Raw genomic sequence first — 20486 nt, 5'->3', positions numbered from 1 at the left:
CCTGCAAAGAGCGGCAAAAATGCTCCAAAACTAACATGGAAACCGATCATTAGGGAAAGTTCCCCCTCACAACCCAGCCAGCAACCCGAAACTATTTTTGAAAATCGACTTTTTCAGGAGCAACTAACTACCTCGTGGGCGAAGGACTTGCAAAAAATACTGCAAGAAAAAAAGGTATATTTCTTTTTCTCTATCAACGCAATGGGAATTGATATCAAGGTAGGAGAAAAATCTCTATACGATCACCTCGCTGTGCCACTGTTTGCCTTTATGGTCGATCATCCCATGTACCATATTGATCGACTAAACAAAGGGGTTGCCAATCTAATAGTTTCATGTGTTGATAAAAGGCATATAGCATTTCTGAATAAGTATATGAGTGGGCAGTATTCGAAAGTATTTATTCCGCACGGATCGTCTTTGGTGAGTGAACCAACTGCAGAGAGCAAACGAATGAAAGACAGAAACATCGATATTGTGTTTACAAGTACATACAGGGATCCCGATTACTACAGACAGCAGTGGGAATCCCAGACACCGTTCATTTCCTCTTTGTTCGACGAGATTGCGGAGCGAGCCATGGTCTGCAGTGATCAATCATTAATGGAAACTGCGGAGAACGTGTTCGTAGAAAAGGGAATAGATTTGGAGTACTTGCATCACCGAAAATTTTGGTTGCTGTTAACCCAAGTAGATCTTTACATTCGATTTCAGAGAAAAAAAGAATTTGTATCTTTTTTGTCCCGTCTGCCGGTTCGCATCGAAATATTCGGTAACGGTTGGGAAAGCTCACGCATCACCACCCCGCATATGAAGTTCAATCCTCCCATCGGTTTCATCCGTGCTCAGGAGCAGATGAGAAATGCAAAGATGGTGGCAACCGTGATGCCGAATTTTCTTGAAGGAGGGCACGAGAGAGTTTTTACATCAATGTTAAGCGGAGCTATAAGCATAACCAACACGAATTCATTCTTTACATCAAATTTTGAGCATCAAAAAAGTATTTGGCTTTACAACTTTGATTACAGTGGCCTTGAAGATGAATTAATCAGTGTGCTCTCCAATCATGATCGCCTTCAAAGTATTGCGGATGAAGGTAGACGCCTGGCACAGGAAAACCATACTTGGTTGACTCGTGCTAATAAAATTGTGGAAGCGGTACATTGTCATAAGTTCTTTCTTTCCTAGAGGAAGTGGAGAAAAATGATTTGATCTCTCAAAAAACTATTTAAGTTTTGGAAAGCACTGCCGATATATATATTGTAATTGTTCCACAGGGCGGCCGACCTATGGAACAAAACCCAAGCCACCACACGGATGTGGGGCTCGACCCAATTTCAAGGAGGAAAAATCACATGCGTATTAACCACAACGTAACCGCGATGAACTCTCATCGCAACCTGGGCATCAACTTCGGCAACATCAGCAAAGACATCGAGAAACTGTCCTCGGGTTACCGCATCAACCGCGCTGCGGATGACGCTGCAGGCCTCTCGATCTCCGAGAAAATGCGCGCTCAAATCCGCGGTATGGAGCAAGCATCCCGTAACTCCCAAGACGGTATCTCCCTGATCCAAACGGCTGAGGGCGCACTGCAAACCGTCAACGATATGCTCGTTCGTATCAAAGAACTGGCTACGCAATCGGCTTCCGGTACGTACAACAATACGGACCGTGCTCGTATCAATGACGAGCTGACGGAGCTGAAAAAAGAAATCAACAACATCAAAGACAACACGAAGTTTAACGAGATCAGCCTGCTTGACGGCACAGGCGGCAGCGGAACGATTTCGATTCAAATCGGTATCGACAAGAGCCAAACGCTGGATCTGGCGGCTAGCGGATTCAACCTGAGCGGCGTAGCTGCATCCGTAAGCGGTTGGTCGCTGAGCGGCGTTAGCGGCGCTAAAACAGTTCTCAGCGGAATCGACGCTGTTATCGACCAAGTTTCCAAAGCACGTTCTTACTTAGGTGCAAACCAAAACCGTCTGGAAAACACGATCAACAACCTCAACATCAATGCTGAGAACCTGACGGCTGCTGAATCCCGTATTCGCGACGTCGACATGGCGAAGCAAATGATGAACTTCACGAAAAACAACATTCTTACTCAAGCAGCTCAAGCTATGCTGGCACAAGCCAACCAAGCTCCGCAAGGCGTACTGCAATTGCTGGGCTAATTCAGGGCCATTGCCAAAGGACCTTAGTTTATCTAAGGTCCTTTTTTGTTGCAAATACCATATATTAACATGTCCTCTATATCAAAAGTTTCGCTTGTTTAACCGATATTAATAGAGACTCGGGCAATCGTTAGGGAGGGGCTTTTGGTGAAGCTTGATATAAAGGGACGACTGGTGGACCTCGGCAGCGGAGACGAAGCTTTGGATAAACTGCAAGCGGAGATCGATCGAGAAAGCAACCAAGGGACCTATGCGGTCCGGCGTGTGCTTGTGGACGGAACAGAAATATACGGCGACTATATGCAACAGATCCGGGAAAGCAAGTCCGCCATTGGGACGGTTACCATTGAAATGGCTACGCAAAGCGAAATGCGTAGAGAAATGATCGAGGATGCCCTTGCTTATTTAAACAGGGCGATTCCTGTCTTGGAACCTTTGTCCGAACGGTTTGTCCAGGGGCCGGACTCCGAGGCCTGGTCCTTGCTCGGCCACATGGTAGAGGGGATGCAATGGATTTCCGGTATGTTGGCCTTGACACAGTTTAATCAAGCGGACCGTTTCCGCGAAGGCGTGTCGCAGGCCATCGGAAATTTGCAGGGAGCGATTCAGATTCAAGATTATACCTCTATCTCGGACATCATCCATTTTGAGATTCTTCCGGTTTACGAAGAGATCCGGGATCACTTAATTCAATCTGCAGAAGCTGAGGGTTCCCAACATGCCTTACAATGAAAATATAAACTGGATCATCAACCGTTTTCCCGAGATCGGTAAGTTCCTGGACGTCCATTCTGTCTCCGGGCGATTTGCTTTGGCTCAAGCTAAAAACGGGATGCCCATCCTTCTCGATCAACAGGAACAGCCCGCACGGGCGTTAAACAGCAAATATGATCCGGTACGTGAAGCGGAGCTGCTGGTTCGGCAGCAGAAGGTCTTTGGAACAAATATGCATGTTTGCGTGATCGGCTTGGGGATGGGTTACCATATCGATGCGTTGATCGGCGAATATCCGGATGTGACCTTTTCGATTTACGAACCGAGCGTAGAAATGTTCCGCCTTTTTTGCGAATCCCATTCGTTCGAGGACTGGAAACAGCGTTTAATCCACCTGGAGATCGGAACGGAAAACGATCGTTTGCGAACATTTATTCAATCCGTTTTCCAGTACGCGTTAAACGGGGAACAGAATGTACACGTGTTTGCTCTCCCTTCGCATGAGCGATTGTTCCCGGAAGAACACCAATTGGCCGTAGAGATCCTAAGGGACGCCATTCAAAACCAAAGAATGTACCTGCACTCCAATCTGCGATATGAAAAACTGTGGGCCGTTAACAGCATGATCAACTTTGAGAAAAACTTAAAAACGGCTAACATTCTCCAAGATCGTAAGGAGTATTTCAAGGGCAAACCGGCCGTTATCGTAGCCGCCGGCCCCTCGTTAAGCTATGAGTATGAGCAATTGCGGAAGATCAAAGAGGACGGATTAGCCTACATCTTCTCTGTAGGGTCCGCCATAAGCGGATTGGTCGAGAACGGGATCTACCCCGACGCTGCATGCACGTATGACCCTAATACCTATAATCATCAGGTATTCAGTAAAGTCATAGATCGGGGTATCCAATCCATTCCGCTTGTGTACGGCAGCTCGGTCGGTTACAAGACCCTTGATTTGTATCCGGGCAAACAGCTTCATATGATAACCAGCGAGGACATCGTATCGGCCTATTTGCTTCGCAAAGACGGAAAGCTGGATTTCATTAACGATGCATCTACGATTACGGTCGTAACTTTACAGCTCTTATACCGACTTGGATGCAACCCGATCATATTAGTCGGTCAAAACTTGGCATTTTTGCAAGACCAGTTTTATGCGGAAGGAATCCGCTATGAGAACCGCCCGGAAACTCTTCAGGATTCGGACAAACGTTATGCGATGCAGGTCGAGGACGTTTACGGCAATCTGATCGAGACCAATGCTGGCTTCAATCAGATGAGAAAGGACTTGGAAAGGTACACGCTAAGCTATCAGCACGAGATCGAGATTATTAACACGACCAAGGGCGGCGCGCGTATTGCGGGAACGACCTTTATGGAGCTTTCCGAAGTCATCCGATCTAAGTTGATTTCTAAACATGTCGTGAATTCGGATTGGGTTGATGACGCATATCCGCCATACGATCTCGATTTTTTGCAAATGCAGCATCAGAAGATGAACGTCGCCCGCAAGGAAGCGGAAACGATACTTGGGGAATTTACGAAGCTGCTGCAGAGGCTGGAAAAAGCCATCAAGTACAGGAATGAACAGGATGCGGCCAGCATCATGGCCAAGATGGACAAAGCGATCACGGCTCTTATCAAGAATTCGTTCTTCACGACCTATCTGCTTCCGATGAACCGTGTTCATGTCGAACTCCTCAATAAAGATATGACGACGATACGAGTCGAGCCGCAAGTGTTGAAAAAGGCCGAGATGGTCGCGAAAAGATTCGGTGCCGTTATCGACGCCTGCCGCAAAGACTTTAAAGAAATATCGCCGTTGTATGATCGGATGGACGAATGGGTTCGGCAGTATACGGCCGTTCATCAAGGATAGAAGGTCTGAAAGGGTTGGACAAGGAAAGCCGTAACGAGATTGATGCGGGAGTTGGACGGAATGGGCGGCTTCTTTACGGGTAAAAAAATATTGATCATTGGCGGCACGGGGACGATAGGCCGTGCCATTCTGAAAACGGTGCTGGCAGACCGCCCGGAGGTCGTTCGGATCTTCAGCAGGGATGAGCATAAGCAATTTGAGCTTCAGCATGAGCTTGCGGAATACAAACCATCCTTGCGCTATTTAATCGGTGACGTGCGGGATTATGAGCGCGTGCAAAGAGCGATGCAGGACATCGATTACGTGTTCCACGCCGCGGCGATGAAGCATGTGCCTGCGTGTGAGTATAATCCGTTCGAAGCGGTTCAGACCAATATTATCGGTACGCAGAACGTGATCCGGGCATCTATATCTATGGGCGTGAAGAAAACCGTATTTACGAGCACCGATAAAGCCATCGCCCCTACCAATACATATGGAGCATCCAAGCTGATGGCGGAGAGACTTATATCGGCCGCGCAATTTCAGACGGGTCCATCGCAAACTGTATTTGCCGCCGTTCGCTTCGGAAATGTAATGGGGTCCAGGGGATCGGTGATTCCGCTTTTTAAGTGGCAGATTCGGGAGAAGCGAAAAATAACGGTGACTAATCTAAAAATGAGCCGGTTTATGATGACCATGCAGCAAGCTGCCGATCTGACCATATCGGCGATGCAACGGGCGGCAGGCGGCGAGATTTTCGTTCTCAAGATGCCGGTCATCCGGCTGAGCGATCTGGTGGAGGTCATCGTCAATCAGTATTCCTCTAAACTCGGCATATCTCCAGATACCATAGAGATTGAGGAGATCGGGTTAAGGCCGGGGGAAAAGATGTACGAAGAACTGATGACGGATGAGGAAGCTGCGTTAGCTCTGGAATTGCCGGACATGTTCGTGATTCCCAATCCGTTCCTGGAGCGCAAAGCGAATTACGAGAACGCCAGAAAGGCGCCCGAACAGAGCTATAGTTCGCATTATGTTCCTCCTCTTACAAGACTCGAGCTTGAACGTATACTTGGGGAGAACGAGATGCTGGATTGACGCTACCGAACCGGAATGACTAGGAGGTCACTATGAACGTTGCGGCAATCATTCAAGCGCGGATGGGATCGACAAGACTGCCGGGAAAAGTGTTGAAAAAAATACTCGGAAAACCTTTGTTGGAGTACCAAATGGAACGAGTCAGCCGTGCCCAAACCATTCATGACATCGTTATCGCGACAACAATCAAGGAAAGTGACGATCCTATCGTTCAATTTTGCCAGCAACTTTCGATTCCGTATTATCGCGGTTCAGAAGAGGATGTTCTTTCACGATATTATGAGGCTGCCACACAATTTCATGTGGACGTCATTGTTCGCTTAACGTCCGATTGCCCAATTATTGATCCAAACGTTATTGATAAAGTAGTTGAACATTATCTGGAAAATAAAGATCAATATGATTATGTTTCTAACGTAGTAACCCGTACATATCCAAGAGGATTGGATACCGAAGTGATGCCCTATCAAACATTAAAGAGGGCTCATGAAGAAGCAAAGGATTTATCCTGGCGGGAACATGTGACCGCCTATATATATTCTCATCCTGATCGATTCAGACTTGGTAATGTGTTCAATGAAAAAGATGAAAGTCAACACCGGTGGACGGTAGATACAGAGGAGGATTTTTTGCTCATCAGAAATATATTGGAAACTTTATACCCAGTAAATCAATCCTTTACTTTAGGAGATGTCATTCACATTTTACGGGATAGACCTGAATGGCTGGAGATAAATGCGCATATCGAGCAAAAAAACTATAGGTTGTGCACGCGCGGTGAATGTTGTATTTAGGGTTGACTCATCAACAACCATTGGAACAGGACACGTAATGAGATGTTTGACTCTTGCAGAACAGTTAAAGAAGAGAAAAGTCTGTGTTTCTTTTGTATGCAGGGATCTTGAGGGAAATCTCATCAATCTTATTAAAGATTGTGATTTTTCTGTTTTTGTTTTGCCAAAAATCAAAAGGACAGGGACTGCTGATATTTTTAAATGGTACAAAGAAAACTGGCAACAGGATGTCTGTGACACTTTGAATATCATAACGAGGTATCGTTCCGGAATCGATTTTTTAATTATCGATCACTATGGTTTAGACGAAAAATGGGAATCCCAAATTCATCCTTTTACCAAAAAGGTAATGGTGATTGATGACTTGGCTAACCGAAAGCATAGTTGTGATATTCTTCTTGATCAAAACTTATATATAAATGCTCAAGAGAGATATAAACGACTGGTTCCTCCCAGATGTCAGCAGTTATTGGGACCCAATTATGTGTTGTTAAGGGAAGAGTTTATCCGCACTTCACGTCAGGCACGGATTCGTAATGGGGAAATTCAAACCATTCTTGTGTTCTTCGGCGGGACGGATCCTACGAATGAAACACTCAAAACGCTTGATGCTTTGGTTTTATTGGAGAATAACAGAAAAGTCCATGTGGTGGTGGGGGCATCAAACAAACGGAAAAATGAAATCAAGGAGTACTGCGACCGACACTCCCATTTCTTTTTCCATTGCCAGGTATCCAATATGGCGGAGATGATGAATGAAGCGGATCTGGCCATTGGAGCTGGCGGGACGACAACATGGGAAAGATGTTATTTAGGACTTCCATCCATTACGATTAGTATAGCGGAGAATCAAATAGAGTTAACAGAGGTCGTTAGTCAATTCGGAGCGACCATTCATCTTGGATCCCATCATGAAGTCACATCCGCCCGAATTTTTGAAACTGTAAAGGATTTAATCAAGCACCCGAAAAAAGTTCAGATTCTATCTGAACGTGCTTCTAAACTGATCAATCCTAAAATAGTTAATACTTACCCAGTTGTTGAAGCCATGATGGAGGAACGAAAATGAGGCTGTTAGAGAAGGCAAGATTGGAAGATATGAACTCCTCGCATTCAGACATCGTTTTAAATTGGCGGAATCAAAAACATATCCGGGAGGTTATGTTTCATGATCGGATGATTTCGCCAGAAGAACATAGAACATGGTTTGACAGAGTGCAACAGGACAAACAAACGATTGTGAAGATTTTTTACTTAGAAAATAATCCAGTAGGTGTTGTGAATTTTACCAACATAGATGCTGAAAATCGCAAATGTAATTGGGGGTTTTACATCGGTGATCCAAATGCGCCAAAAGGTTCGGGCACTTTGATGGGGTATTTATCCTTGGATTTTGTATTTGAAGAGTTAAACCTTCATAAGTTATGCGCCGAGATCATCGGCTTTAATGCAAGAAGTCTTCACTATCATGAGCAGTTCGGTTTTAGAACAGAGGGCATTTTAAAAGAACACATCCTTAAAAACAACCAATATGCGGATGTGATAGTAATGGCTATATTTGACAAAGAGTGGAGAGAACAAAAAAGTAACGTACAACATAGAATAGAAGGAATGAGAATATGAACGAAATTATTGTTGAGGGAAGAAAGATTGGCCCCAATCACCAGCCCTTTATTATTGCCGAAATGTCTGGCAACCATAATCAATCGTTAGAACGTGCTTTGTCAATTGTTGAAGCGGCGGCTGCGGCTGGAGCACATGCCTTGAAAATTCAAACCTATACTGCCGATACCATGACTTTAAATCTGGAAAATCCTGAGTTCAGAATTAAGGATGTCGATAGCTTATGGAATGGAAATACACTGTATCAGCTTTACCAGCAAGCGTATACTCCTTGGGAATGGCATAAGCCGATTTTTGACCGTGCCCGGGAATTGGGGATGATTCCGTTCAGTACGCCTTTTGATGAAACGGCTGTTGGTTTTCTGGAAGAACTGGATGTCCCTATGTATAAGATTGCGTCTTTTGAGAATATCGATATCCCTCTCATTAAAAAGGTGGCATCTACAGGGAAACCGATGATTATTTCAACAGGAATGGCAACGGCAGCCGAATTGGATGAAACGGTTCGCACGGCTAGAGAAGCGGGGTGTAAAGATCTAATTCTTTTAAAATGTACAAGCACTTATCCTGCTTCCCCTAAAACGAGCCACATTCGCACCATTCCTCATATGCGAGATTTATTCAAGTGTCACGTTGGTCTTTCCGACCATACGCTTGGTGTCGGTGTTGCAGTTGCCGCTGTGGCGATGGGAGCTGTGGTCATTGAGAAGCACTTTACGTTGCGCCGAGCGGATGGAGGAGTAGATTCTGCTTTTTCTTTGGAACCTGAAGAGTTGGAGTTGCTGGTTGTCGAGACTCGCCGGGCTTGGGAGGGTCTGGGCCAGATCCATTATGGAATTTCAGATGAAGAAAAATCTTCAACACGCTTCAAAAGATCGCTGTACATTGCCGCAGATCTTATGCCCGGTGATATTTTGACAGCGGAAAACCTGAGAATTATCCGGCCGGGTTACGGGCTGGATCCGAAATATTATGATTTGTTAATAGGCAAAAAAGTCCGGAAAGCCGTGCAAAAAGGAACTCCGGTTTCCTGGGAGTTATTTCTGGAGTAAAAGAAAGGAAGATGGGGATGAACATGCTCGTAACCGGCGGCGCCGGTTTTATCGGTCGATGGGTCGTCAAACGTCTCTTGGATGACGGCCATCGCGTATGGGTGTTGGACGACTTGTCCAACGGCCGCGAGAGCAACCTGGAGGAATTTCGCCAGCATCCGGGTTTTGCCGGATTCACGATAGGAGATATCAAGGATGAGGCTCTGGTGAAGCGGCTCTTTGAAGAAGGGTCGTTCGACATTTGCTACCACTTGGGCGCATCGATCAATGTTCAGGATTCGATCGACGATCCGGGAACGACCTTCCGCAATGATGCCGTCGGGACGTTTGTGGTGCTGGAGCAATGCCGGTTGCATAACGTCAAAATGGTGTTTATGAGCACGTGTATGGTGTACGACCGCTGCACCGATGAATCGGGGATAACGGAACAGCACCCGATCAAGCCGGCTTCCCCCTATGCCGGGGCGAAAATCGCCGGCGAGAACATGGTCCTGTCCTATTATTACGCATACGGATTGCCGGCCGTCGTCGTACGACCGTTTAATACATACGGGCCGTTTCAGAAATCCGGAGGCGAAGGCGGCGTCGTTGCGATCTTCATCAAGCGCAAGCTGGCAGGCGAGACGCTGAATATTTACGGCGACGGCACGCAGACCCGGGATTTGCTGTATGTGGACGATTGCGCGCGGTTTGTGGTAGCGGCCGGTTACTCGAATCGGGTCAACGGTCATATCGTCAATGCCGGATTGGGACGCGATATCAGCATCAATGAGCTGGCCAAGCTGGTGGTCGGCGACGAGTCCCGGATTCGCCATGTCGAACATATCCATCCGCAGAGCGAGATTCAAAAACTGTTGTGCAATTCGGGCAAAGCGGCGGAGTTGCTGGGTTGGAAGCCTGAAGTATCACTGGAGGAAGGCATACGGCGTACGGAAGCCTGGATAGCGGAACATGGAGTGTGACCCCGAAAGAACGGAGGATGACAAGATGACTCTGGCTCTTCACGGCGGGCGTCCGGTACGGGACACGATGCTGCCATACGGGCAGCAGTGGATAGACGATCAAGACGTCGAGGCGGTATTGCGGGTGCTTCGAGGCCCTTACCTGACGCAGGGACCGGCTGTGCCTGCATTTGAACGTAAAGTCGCGGAGTTTGTCGGTGCACGTCATGCCGTGGCGTTTACGAATGGGACGGCCGCGCTTCATGCGGCTTGCTACGCTGCCGGTCTTGGGCCCGGCGATGAGGTGATCACGACGCCGATCACCTTCGTCGCCAGCGCGAACTGCGCTTTGTACGTCGGGGCGAAGCCCTTTTTTGCAGATATTGACCCGCATACGTACAACCTCGATCCCGCCCAAGTCGAAGCCGCGATTACGCCTCGCACGAAGGCGATCGTTGCCGTCGATTTTACCGGACAGCCGGCGGATATGGACGCCATCAACGCGATTGCGGATCGTCACGGGCTCGTCGTGATTCAAGATGCGGCCCATTCGATCGGCGCGACCTATAAGGGAAGAAAGGTTGGCACGCTTGCCGCCATGACGATGTTCAGCTTCCATCCGGTCAAGCATGTGACGACTGGAGAAGGAGGCGTGATCGTTACCGACTCGGACGAATATGCGGCGAAGCTTCGTTTGTTCCGATCGCATGGCATTACGCGGGAACATATGGAGCGTGACGAGGGGCCCTGGTATTACGAGATGGTCGATCTCGGTTACAACTACCGGATGACCGATCTGCAAGCGGGACTAGGTGCCTCCCAAATGGACAAGCTGCCGATGTTCCTGGAACGCAGACGCCGGTGGGCCGAAATGTACACGCGGGAATTATTGCAATGGGACGAGATCATAACCCCCTGTCAGCTTCCGGATACGAACTCGGCTTGGCATTTGTACATGATCCAGTTCAAGGGAGATCGGCTGAACGGGACGAGGCGAGATTGGTTTGATGCGATGCGGGCCGAAAACATCGGGGTCCATGTGCATTACATCCCCGTCTATCGGCAGCCTTATTACCGCAAGCTCGGCTATGAGCCCGGATTGTGTCCGGTTGCGGAAAAATGGTATTCCCAGGCGATGACGCTTCCTTTATACGCCAAAATGGAAGAGCGTGACGTCCATGACGTAATCGAAGCTCTGGGAAAAGTTGTGCGATATTTTGCAAAATCCAGATAAATTTTTATGTCGAACCTTCCGATATATGTAGCAACAAAAGGTTGTTGCGAGGAGGGCTTGGTACATGAGTTCCATTCATTCGACGGGCGGGGTTGCGGGAGCGAAGGCCGCCGATTTTGAGCGGGCGGAGCGCGTCTCCAAGGCGGCTCCGGTCCAGACGGATCGCGGGCAGACGAACGAGGAGCAGTCCAGCTTAAACGCGAAGCAGTTGAAGCAGGCGGAGCAAAAGGGCGAGCACTTGTCTGTTGGACAGGAGCATCTCGTCAAGGCTATTGAGAAGGCGATTGAAGCCGTGAAGGGCCATTTGACCAGCTTGGACTTTTCGATTCACGACCAGACCAAGGAAATTATGGTGAAGGTCAAGGACAAGGAGACCGGGGAAATCATCCGGGAGATTCCGCCGGAAAAAACGCTCGATCTGCTGGCGAAGCTGCAGGAAATGGCCGGACTGTTTGTGGACGAGCGGCGTTAAGCAAGGAGATAACGGAGAGGAGGTCGCAAGCGGATGCCGATGCGAATTACGGGTTTGGGCAGCGGGATGGACATCGATACGATCGTATCCGATTTGATGAAGGCCCAGCGCGCGCCTATTGACAAGCTTTATCAAAAGAAACAGCTGATGGAGTGGAAGCGCGAGGATTACCGGACGCTGAATACGAAGATTTATCAGTTCCGCAACAAGTTGTTCGACTTTACGCTGCAAGGGACCTTCCAAGCCAAAAAAGCTACGGTGACATCAGGAGATTCCGTAACGGCGGTTTCAGCCAAAGGAAGTTTTACCGGCTCCTTAGAGATCAACGTCACGCAGAAGGCAACGGCCGCAACGGCCGTTACCGGTTCGATCGGAACGGGGATCGATGCCAACAAAACCATCAAGGATTTGATGGATACGGGCAAGCTGGCCGCAGCCACCCCGGACTCCGGGACGACTTACAGCTTTACCATTAACGGTAAGTCCATTTCGTTCGACAGCGCAACAACCACGCTGAATCAGTTGATCACGCGGATCAATAACGAGACGAATACGAACGTATATTTCGATTCGGCGAGCGGACGGCTGGCATTCAGCGCGGATGAAACCGGGTTAATTGACACGAACAACGACAAGACGGTCGACGGCGATACCATCGTGTTCGGATCGGAATCGTTTTTAGTCGATACCTTCATGGTCGGCACGGCTACGCATACCGCAGCCCAACAAGCCAAAGCGACCGTAACGTCAACCATTAACGGGCTGACCACGGTAGAAAATATCGTAAGCAATAGCAACACCATTACGGCGAAGGACGTTACGCTGTCCATTCAGAAGACCGGTATATCAACCGTGTCGACATCCGTCGACGAGGACGCGATCGTCGAGAAGATCAAGGCGTTCATCAAAGACTACAATGATGTGCTGAGCTCCATTCAGGAGAAAACAAACGAAAAGAAAAAACGCGGTTACGACCCTCTGACGGCCGAACAGAAGAAGGCCTTCAAGGAGGAGGGCGAAGATATCGATGAGTGGCAAAAATTCGCCCGGGCCGGTCTGCTGCGCAACGATAATATTTTGTCCAGCCTGGCTACCAGCATGAGAATGGCCGTTGCCAGCGAGGTGGACACGGGCAGCTCCACGTACCGGTCCTTGGCCTCGATCGGGATCGAGACCACCCCGTATGTTAAAGGCAGCAAAGAAAACGGCAATCTCGTGTTGGGCGACGAAGCGAAATTGCGCGAAGCGATTCGAACCGATCTGGACTCCGTAATCGCCATCTTTAATCACGGCACGGGGGCAGATAAGCAAGACGGTATTGCCGTTCGCATGTATCGGGATATGAAAACGGCCATTGACAACCTGACACAGAAGGCCGGGAATCCGAACTCGACTGACGATGACGAGAGTCTCAGCCTGCTCGGCAACGAATTGAAACTGTTGAACCGGAAGCTGGAGGAAAGAGAAGTTTATCTGAAAAAGCTTGAGGACAAATACTACAAGCAGTTCGCGGCCATGGAGAGGGCGATGTCCCAAATGGCGGCGCAGCAATCCCAGTTGTTTGGCGCGTTTGGTGGAGGACAATAATTAGGGGGAACCTGCATGCTTCAGCACCACCCACGCAATATTTACGCTCAAAACTCTGTGAATACCGCAAGTCCCGCCCAATTGCTGCTGATGCTGTATGACGGGGCGATCCGGTTTACGAGGTCCGGCATCGAGGATATCAAGAATAAGAGATACCAGCAGGCGAGCACCCATCTCTGCAAAGCGCAAGCGATTATCAACGAGTTTATTATTACTCTCGACAAATCTGCGGATATTGCGCAGAGCCTGTTGAGTTTGTACAACTATATGAACCGCCGCCTGACGGAGGCCAACGTGAAGAAGAACACCGAACCGGCCGAGGAAGTTCTCGGTTATTTGACGGAGCTTCGGGAGACGTGGGCAGAGGCGGCGCGAAAGGTGGCGGCGGCGAGTGCGGGAGCCCTGCGCGGATAAGGCGGTCGAGGAGCTTCTGGCGCTTACGTCGGCAATGGTGGATCGGCTGGAGGAAGCGACGGCGGAGGAGCTCGAACAGTTTGTTGCCGACCGCCAGCCGCTGGTCGAAGCGGTCGTCTCGGCGGCGGAAACCGCAGAATTCCGCGAACGCCATCGGGAGAACGCGGAGCGGTTGAGAAGATTGGATGCCGTCCTCATGGACCGGATGGAGAGGCTGCGGGACGAGGCAGGCCGAGAGATAGCCAAGCAGCAAGCCGCACGCAAACAGGCTTCCGCTTACCAGCCTCAGTATGAGGAGGAAAGTGTATTTTTTGATCGCAGATACTGAAGCTTCCATGGAAGGGTCTGGTCGTAAACGTTTACAAAAGACAATTGACAATCACCTCCAGCGATGATATATTCATCTTGCAGGCATCGACCTGCTTCATTTGAACACGAAGGGAATGTGTTACATGCAAGGACGTGTAAAGTGGTTCAACGCCGAGAAAGGCTATGGCTTTATCGAGCGTGAAGACGGCGGCGACGTATTCGTTCACTTCTCCGCCATCCAGGCTGAAGGCTTCAAAACCCTCGAAGAAGGCCAAGCCGTTGAATTCGACATCGTCGAAGGAACTCGCGGACCGCAAGCTGCTAACGTCGTAAAATTATAATCATCCCGGCCGAGAGGCCCACTATAGATGGTTACAATGAAACGGTAGCAGAACCCCCCGGAAGCGTAAGCTTCTGGGGGGTTTGCTTCGTTTCGGGGGACTGCGCGATGTAAAGCTCAGATGGACAAGATTGTGAAAGTTCTGAAAACTCTATAAATTCGCTTCAAGAGACAGGCCCAGGATGTGGTATAATAAGGTCAGTCGAAAGGAGCTGACACTTGCCATGAAATTCGTTATTCGCGGCCAACATCTTGAAGTGACCGAATCGCTTAGAGAGTACGCGGAGAAGAAGATTGGAAAGTTGGAACGTTATTTTGAAGCTCCACTTACTTCCGAGGTCAACGTGACGATGTCCGTCGTCAAAAATCTCCAAAGCGTCGAGGTGACGATCCCGCTGCCGGGCGTGCTCCTGCGCGCGGAGGTGCGGAGCGACGACATGTATGCGTCGATCGACCTCGTGGTTGAGAAACTGGAACGGCAAATTCGCAAGCATAAGACGAAAATCAATCGGCGCTACCGCAAGGAGGGGGCGCGCGGCCTGTTCCGCGACTTTCCGGACACCGGGGCGGTGGCGACTTTGCCTGATGAAGAAGAGGAAGACGAATACGCTCTCGTCCGTACGAAGCGGTTTAACCTGAAGCCGATGGACGTAGACGAAGCGATTCTTCAAATGAACATGCTGGGACATAACTTCTTCGTATTCGCCAATATCGAAACCAACGAGGTGAATGTCGTCTACAAGCGCAGCGACGGCAAATACGGGCTGATCGAGCCCCAACGTTAAGCATCGACCGTAAACGTGCGGCCCCGGCGTAGAAGCGCCGGGGTTTTCCAATTGTAAAGATACCCAATTCGCTCCCGCTTGTTGCGGCGCATCTTGCAAACTGTTACAATTTAGGTTATGGCGTCACTAGATGACCTGAGTTCGGATAGGCGCGAAAGGAGATTCGCCATGTTAGGTCTCGTGAAGAAATTATTCGGCGATACGAATGAAAAGGAAATCAAGCGGCTTAGCAAAACGGTGGAGCATATCAATTCGCTCGAACCGTCCATGCAGGCGCTGTCCGACGAGGAGCTGCGCGGCAAGACGGCCGAATTCCGCGACCGTCTGGAGAAAGGCGAGACGCTTGACGACTTGCTTCCGGAAGCGTTCGCCGCGGTGCGCGAGGCGTCCCGTCGGGTCCTGGGCAAGCGGCACTACGACGTCCAGTTGATCGGGGGCATGGTGCTCCACGAAGGCAAGATCGCCGAGATGCGTACAGGCGAAGGCAAGACGCTGGTTGGCACGCTGCCGGTCTATCTGAACGCGCTGGCCGGGAAAGGTGTCCATGTCGTGACCGTCAACGAATACTTGGCCCAACGGGACAGCACCGAGATGGGACAAGTCTACTCGTTCCTCGGGATGACGGTAGGACTGAACCTGAACGGCATGTCTCCGCAAGAAAAACAGCAAGCTTATGCTTGCGACATCACGTACGGAACGAACAACGAATTCGGATTCGATTATTTGCGCGACAACATGGTGCTGTACAAAGAGCAGATCGTGCAGCGCCCGCTGCATTTCGCCGTCATCGACGAGGTGGACTCGATCCTGATCGACGAAGCGCGGACGCCGCTGATCATCTCCGGACAAGCCGCCAAATCGACGCAGTTGTACTATATGGCCGACCGTTTCGTGCGCACGCTGGAGAAGGATGTCGACTACACGATCGACATCAAGGTGCGTGCCGTCTCGCTGACGGAAGCCGGCGTCGAGAAGGCGGAGAAGATGTTCGGCATCGACAATCTGTTCGATCATCAGCATGTGCTGTTGAATCATCATATCTCGCAAGCGCTCAAGGCGCACGCCATTATGCGCAGAGACGTCGACTATGTCGTGCAGGACGGCGAGGTGTTGATCGTCGATGAATTTACGGGACGGATCATGCACGGCCGCCGTTACAGCGACGGGCTGCACCAAGCGATCGAAGCCAAGGAAAATCTCAAGGTGCAGAACGAGAGCATGACGCTGGCGACGATCACGCTGCAAAACTACTTCCGGATGTACCGCAAGCTGGCCGGCATGACCGGTACGGCGAAGACAGAGGAAGAAGAGTTCAAGAAAATCTACGGACTCGACGTGATTGTCGTCCCGACGAACCGTCCGATGATCCGCGTGGATAAACCGGACGTCGTCTACAAATCGCAGGCGGGCAAATTCCGCGCCGTGGTGAACGAGATCGTCCAGCGCCACGCCACCGGGCAGCCGGTGCTGGTCGGAACGGCGTCGATCGAAACGTCGGAGCTGCTGTCCGAAATGCTGAAACGCAAAGGCATTCCGCATAAAGTGCTGAACGCGAAGTTCCACGCCGAGGAAGCGGCGATCGTCGCGCAAGCGGGCCAACGCGGAGCGGTGACGATCGCGACGAACATGGCCGGCCGGGGTACGGATATCGTGCTGGGTGAAGGCGTGGCCGAACTTGGCGGGCTGCATATTATAGGGACGGAGAGACATGAGAGCCGCCGGATCGACAACCAGTTGCGCGGGCGCGCCGGCCGTCAGGGCGACCCGGGCTCGAGCCAGTTCTTCCTCTCGATGGAAGACGAATTGATGCGCCGCTTCGGAGCGGATAATATCATGGGGCTCATGGAACGGATGGGCTTCGAAGAAGACCAGCCGATCGAGAGCAAGCTGATTACCCGCTCGATCGAATCGGCCCAGAAGCGCGTCGAGGGCAACAACTTCGACATCCGGAAGGTTGTCCTCCAGTACGACGACGTGATGAACCAGCAGCGGGAAATCATCTACAAACAGCGCCGCGAAGTGCTGGAAGCGCCGAATATCCGCGAAGTGGTCATCGGCATGATCGTGCCGGTGATCGAGAGAGTCGTGGCGGCGCACTGTCCGGAAGAAGTCGTGCCGGAGGAATGGGAACTGCAGGAGATCGTCAATTACTGCCACGCGAACCTGCTGCCGGACGACACACTGACCGCCGACGATCTGTGGGGCAAAGAGCGCGAAGAGATTATCGAGTTCATCAAAGAGCGCGTCTTGGCTCACTACGACGAGCGGGAAGCGCAAATGTCCCCGGAGATGATGCGCGAATTCGAGAAAGTGGTCGTGCTGCGCGCCGTGGACAGCAAATGGATGGACCATATCGACGCGATGGATCAGTTGCGCCAGGGCATTCATCTGCGGGCGTACGGCGGCACCGATCCGCTGCGCGAATACCAGTTCGAAGGCTTCGAGATGTTCCAGGAGATGATCGAATCGATCCAGGAAGAGGTTGCCCGTTACATCATGAAGGCCACCGTCGAAGCGAACATCGAACGGCAAGCGGTGGCGGAAGGGCAAGCGGTCGATCCGAAGGCCGGAGAAGCGGCGAGAAAGCCGGTTCGCCATACCGGGAACCGGATCGGACGCAACGATCTGTGTCCTTGCGGCAGCGGCAAAAAGTTCAAGCAGTGCCACGGCAAGGAAGATTGACGAGCGGTTTGTTCGTCCGCCCGTTCGACCCTACGGCGCTGCCGGTCTGAGGACCGGCGGCGCTTGGCATGATCAAGGAAAAGCTGAAACTTACGGTGGAGGGAAACATGATGATCGACTCGCAAGTGAAAAACCAAATAAAGGACGCATCCAAACGGATCTCCGAGCTCAGGGGGTCTCTTTGACTTAGATTACAAGCTGGAGCAGATCGCGGATTACGAAGAGAAAATGTCGGCTCCCGACTTCTGGGACGATAACGAACGCGCCCAGAAGCTGATCGCCGAGCTTAATGCCGTCAAGTCCGTTGTCGAGCAGTTTAAAGCGCTGGAGAGCGAGCACAGCGACCTGGAGGTTATGCTTGAGCTGGCCGAGGAGGAAGGCGACGAAAGTCTGGTCCAAGATCTCGAGTCAAGCGTCAAGGAACTGATCGCCAAGCTGGAGAAATTCGAGCTGCAACTGCTGCTCAATCAGCCGTATGACCGGCTGAACGCCATTCTGGAGCTTCATCCGGGCGCCGGCGGCACCGAATCCCAGGATTGGGCGGAGATGCTGCTCCGCATGTACCGCCGTTGGGCCGAGAAGCACAACTTCCAGGTCGAGGTCCTCGATTACCTGCCCGGCGACGAGGCGGGCGTGAAGAGCGTAACGCTGTTGATCAAGGGATACAATGCCTACGGCTACCTGAAAGCCGAGAAAGGCGTCCACCGGCTGGTGCGGATCTCCCCGTTCGACGCGTCGGGCCGCCGCCATACGTCGTTCGTGTCTTGCGACGTTGTGCCGGAGATCGACGACGATATCGAAATCGAAATTCGTCCGGAGGACTTGAAGATCGACACGTACCGCGCGAGCGGCGCCGGCGGCCAGCACGTCAACCGGACGGAGTCGGCCGTGCGGATGACCCATATCCCGACGGGCATCGTCGTTTCGTGCCAGACGGAGCGCTCGCAGATCTCCAACCGAGAACGTTGTATGAAAATGCTTCGTTCCAAGCTCTACGAGCTGAAGATCGAGGAGCAGCGCAAGCAGCTCGCGGAAATTCGCGGCGAGCAGACGGATATCGCGTGGGGGAGCCAAATTCGCTCCTACGTCTTCCATCCGTACAGCATGGTGAAGGATCACCGCACGTCCGTGGAAACCGGCAACGTGGGAGCGGTGATGGACGGCGAGCTGGATATGTTTATCGACGCTTACCTGCGCAAACAGATTCAAACGGATACGCAACAAGCTTAAGCCTTAGCCCTGTTCCCCGGCCCTGCGGGAACGGGGCTTTTCTATAAGGCGGGCCGATCAGACAGAGGAGTAAACGGATGGAAGAAGACCATCCTATAATGAAGCGCGATCATCAAGCGAGAGGATCGATTTTATGAGAGCAAAAAAACAGCGGGAGGCGACGCCGGTCCGTTTCAGGTTGTGGCTGGAGTACGCGTTGGTAACGGCCGGTTGTCTGTGCGTCGCGTTAAGCTTCAACTTGCTGCTGAATCCCAACCGGATCGCCTCGGGAGGCGTCTCGGGCATCTCGGTTATCCTGAGGTACGCGTTCGGCGTGGAGCCGGCCGTTGTGCAATGGGCGCTCAATATTCCGTTATTTATCGCGGGTGTCGCGCTGCTCGGCCGGAAGTTCGGCGTGAAGACGGCTTACGGCTCGGTGGTTCTGCCGCTATTTGTTTATTTGAGCCGGAATCTGGAGCCGCTCACCTTAAATCCGCTGCTGGCCGCCGCCTTTGGCGGAGCGGGAGTCGGGCTTGGGCTCGGCCTTGTTTTTCGCGGACGGGGTTCGACAGGCGGGATGGACGTCGCAGCGCAAATTCTGCATAAATATACGGGGCTGCGTTACGGTTTGGCAATTGCCGCCATGGACGGGCTCGTCATCGTTACCGCGGGTTTCGTCTTCTCTCCGGAGCAGGCGATGTACGCGCTGATCGGCCTGTTCGTCACGTCCAGAACGATCGACGCGGTTCAACTGCTCGGCGGGACTTCGGCGAAGGTGGCGTTTATTATCTCGCGGGAAACGGACCGGCTGAGCGAAGCGGTGCTTCGCGATCTGGACCGGGGATTGACCCGGCTGCTGGGCGTCGGAGGATACACGGGCGAAGAGCGGGCGGTGCTGATGGTTGTCGTCAGCGTGACGGAGGTCGTCAAGCTGAAAACGCTTGTCAAGCGGATCGATCCGCAGGCGTTCGTCATCCTCAGCGACACGACGGAGGTGCTGGGGGAAGGCTTCAAGCTGCAGGCGTGATTCGCTTGACCCCTCCCCCCGATGTGGTATGATGGAAAATGGCGGATAAAACGCCTGCCGGAAGAAAAAATCCTTCAACATCCTGTTGAATGTTTATTCTCTCGGTTGTATAATCATTCAGTAACGCGAGTGGTTTGCGGTTAAAGCTTACTATTAATTTCGAA

The 20486-nt window shown here is 51.3% G+C and carries 20 protein-coding genes; all 20 read left to right on the top strand.

Annotated elements, in window-relative coordinates; translation table 11 throughout:
- Positions 1–1188, top strand: a 1188-nt coding sequence (locus FE781_RS14985; protein WP_138790438.1) for a glycosyltransferase, incomplete at its 5' end; no start/stop codon positions are given.
- Positions 1189–1355: 167 nt separating this feature from the next.
- On the top strand, positions 1356–2180 hold the full coding sequence (locus tag FE781_RS14980; RefSeq protein ID WP_138790437.1) for a flagellin N-terminal helical domain-containing protein: 825 nt from the start codon (positions 1356–1358) through the stop codon (positions 2178–2180).
- Between the two features lie 147 nt (positions 2181–2327).
- On the top strand, positions 2328–2912 hold the full coding sequence (locus FE781_RS14975) for a DUF8042 domain-containing protein (protein WP_138790436.1): 585 nt from the start codon (positions 2328–2330) through the stop codon (positions 2910–2912).
- The gene (locus FE781_RS14970) at positions 2899–4773 is read left to right on the top strand and encodes a motility associated factor glycosyltransferase family protein (protein ID WP_138790435.1); all 1875 of its coding nucleotides are present in this window, start codon (positions 2899–2901) and stop codon (positions 4771–4773) included. The genes FE781_RS14975 and FE781_RS14970 overlap by 14 nt, the downstream gene beginning before the upstream one ends.
- A gap of 60 nt (positions 4774–4833) precedes the next feature.
- Entirely contained in the window at positions 4834–5853 is a 1020-nt protein-coding gene (locus FE781_RS14965; protein ID WP_138790441.1) for an SDR family NAD(P)-dependent oxidoreductase, read from the top strand.
- A 32-nt stretch (positions 5854–5885) separates the two neighbouring features.
- The gene (locus FE781_RS14960) at positions 5886–6647 is read left to right on the top strand and encodes a cytidylyltransferase domain-containing protein (RefSeq protein WP_138790434.1); all 762 of its coding nucleotides are present in this window, start codon (positions 5886–5888) and stop codon (positions 6645–6647) included.
- Positions 6648–6684: 37 nt separating this feature from the next.
- Entirely contained in the window at positions 6685–7716 is a 1032-nt protein-coding gene (gene pseG / locus FE781_RS14955) for a UDP-2,4-diacetamido-2,4,6-trideoxy-beta-L-altropyranose hydrolase (protein WP_246068197.1), read from the top strand.
- The gene (gene pseH / locus FE781_RS14950; protein ID WP_138790432.1) at positions 7713–8270 is read left to right on the top strand and encodes a UDP-4-amino-4,6-dideoxy-N-acetyl-beta-L-altrosamine N-acetyltransferase; all 558 of its coding nucleotides are present in this window, start codon (positions 7713–7715) and stop codon (positions 8268–8270) included. The genes pseG and pseH overlap by 4 nt, the downstream gene beginning before the upstream one ends.
- Positions 8267–9322 carry a pseudaminic acid synthase gene (gene pseI, locus FE781_RS14945; protein ID WP_138790431.1) on the top strand — a complete coding sequence of 352 codons (1056 nt, stop codon included), beginning with the start codon at positions 8267–8269 and terminating at the stop codon, positions 9320–9322. The genes pseH and pseI overlap by 4 nt, the downstream gene beginning before the upstream one ends.
- A 17-nt stretch (positions 9323–9339) precedes the next feature.
- Entirely contained in the window at positions 9340–10284 is a 945-nt protein-coding gene (locus tag FE781_RS14940) for a dTDP-glucose 4,6-dehydratase (protein ID WP_138790430.1), read from the top strand.
- Between the two features lie 25 nt (positions 10285–10309).
- Complete coding sequence (gene pseC, locus FE781_RS14935; protein WP_138790429.1) at positions 10310–11497, top strand: UDP-4-amino-4,6-dideoxy-N-acetyl-beta-L-altrosamine transaminase; 1188 nt, start codon at positions 10310–10312, stop codon at positions 11495–11497.
- A 64-nt stretch (positions 11498–11561) separates the two neighbouring features.
- Positions 11562–11969 carry a flagellar protein FlaG gene (locus tag FE781_RS14930; RefSeq protein WP_138790428.1) on the top strand — a complete coding sequence of 136 codons (408 nt, stop codon included), beginning with the start codon at positions 11562–11564 and terminating at the stop codon, positions 11967–11969.
- 33 nt (positions 11970–12002) lie between these two features.
- A complete protein-coding gene (gene fliD / locus FE781_RS14925; RefSeq protein ID WP_138790427.1) occupies positions 12003–13556 on the top strand; it encodes a flagellar filament capping protein FliD in 1554 nt (517 codons plus the stop codon).
- A 15-nt stretch (positions 13557–13571) separates the two neighbouring features.
- Entirely contained in the window at positions 13572–13970 is a 399-nt protein-coding gene (gene fliS / locus FE781_RS14920; RefSeq protein ID WP_138790426.1) for a flagellar export chaperone FliS, read from the top strand.
- The gene (fliT, locus tag FE781_RS14915) at positions 13948–14298 is read left to right on the top strand and encodes a flagellar protein FliT (protein WP_138790425.1); all 351 of its coding nucleotides are present in this window, start codon (positions 13948–13950) and stop codon (positions 14296–14298) included. Before fliS ends, fliT begins: the two co-directional genes overlap by 23 nt.
- A 124-nt stretch (positions 14299–14422) precedes the next feature.
- Positions 14423–14620, top strand: a complete 198-nt coding sequence (locus FE781_RS14910) for a cold shock domain-containing protein (RefSeq protein ID WP_138790424.1) — start codon at positions 14423–14425, stop codon at positions 14618–14620.
- A 223-nt stretch (positions 14621–14843) separates the two neighbouring features.
- A complete protein-coding gene (gene hpf / locus FE781_RS14905; protein ID WP_138790423.1) occupies positions 14844–15404 on the top strand; it encodes a ribosome hibernation-promoting factor, HPF/YfiA family in 561 nt (186 codons plus the stop codon).
- A 168-nt stretch (positions 15405–15572) separates the two neighbouring features.
- The gene (gene secA, locus FE781_RS14900; RefSeq protein ID WP_138790422.1) at positions 15573–18086 is read left to right on the top strand and encodes a preprotein translocase subunit SecA; all 2514 of its coding nucleotides are present in this window, start codon (positions 15573–15575) and stop codon (positions 18084–18086) included.
- 110 nt (positions 18087–18196) lie between these two features.
- Positions 18197–19316 (top strand): peptide chain release factor 2 gene (prfB, locus tag FE781_RS14895; protein WP_138790440.1). Its coding sequence is split into 2 segments (ribosomal slippage): positions 18197–18268 and positions 18270–19316, totalling 1119 coding nucleotides; the frame shifts between segments, so codons are not numbered across the junction.
- A 133-nt stretch (positions 19317–19449) separates the two neighbouring features.
- Positions 19450–20322, top strand: coding sequence for a YitT family protein (locus tag FE781_RS14890; RefSeq protein WP_138790421.1), 873 nt, complete (start codon positions 19450–19452; stop codon positions 20320–20322).
- The last annotated feature ends 164 nt before the right edge of the window (positions 20323–20486 follow it).

This window comes from Paenibacillus thermoaerophilus (assembly GCF_005938195.1).
Taxonomy (GTDB): domain Bacteria; phylum Bacillota; class Bacilli; order Paenibacillales; family Reconciliibacillaceae; genus Paenibacillus_W; species Paenibacillus_W thermoaerophilus.
Note: the sequence above shows the minus strand (reverse complement) of the source record. Positions and strands in the feature narration are given on the sequence as shown.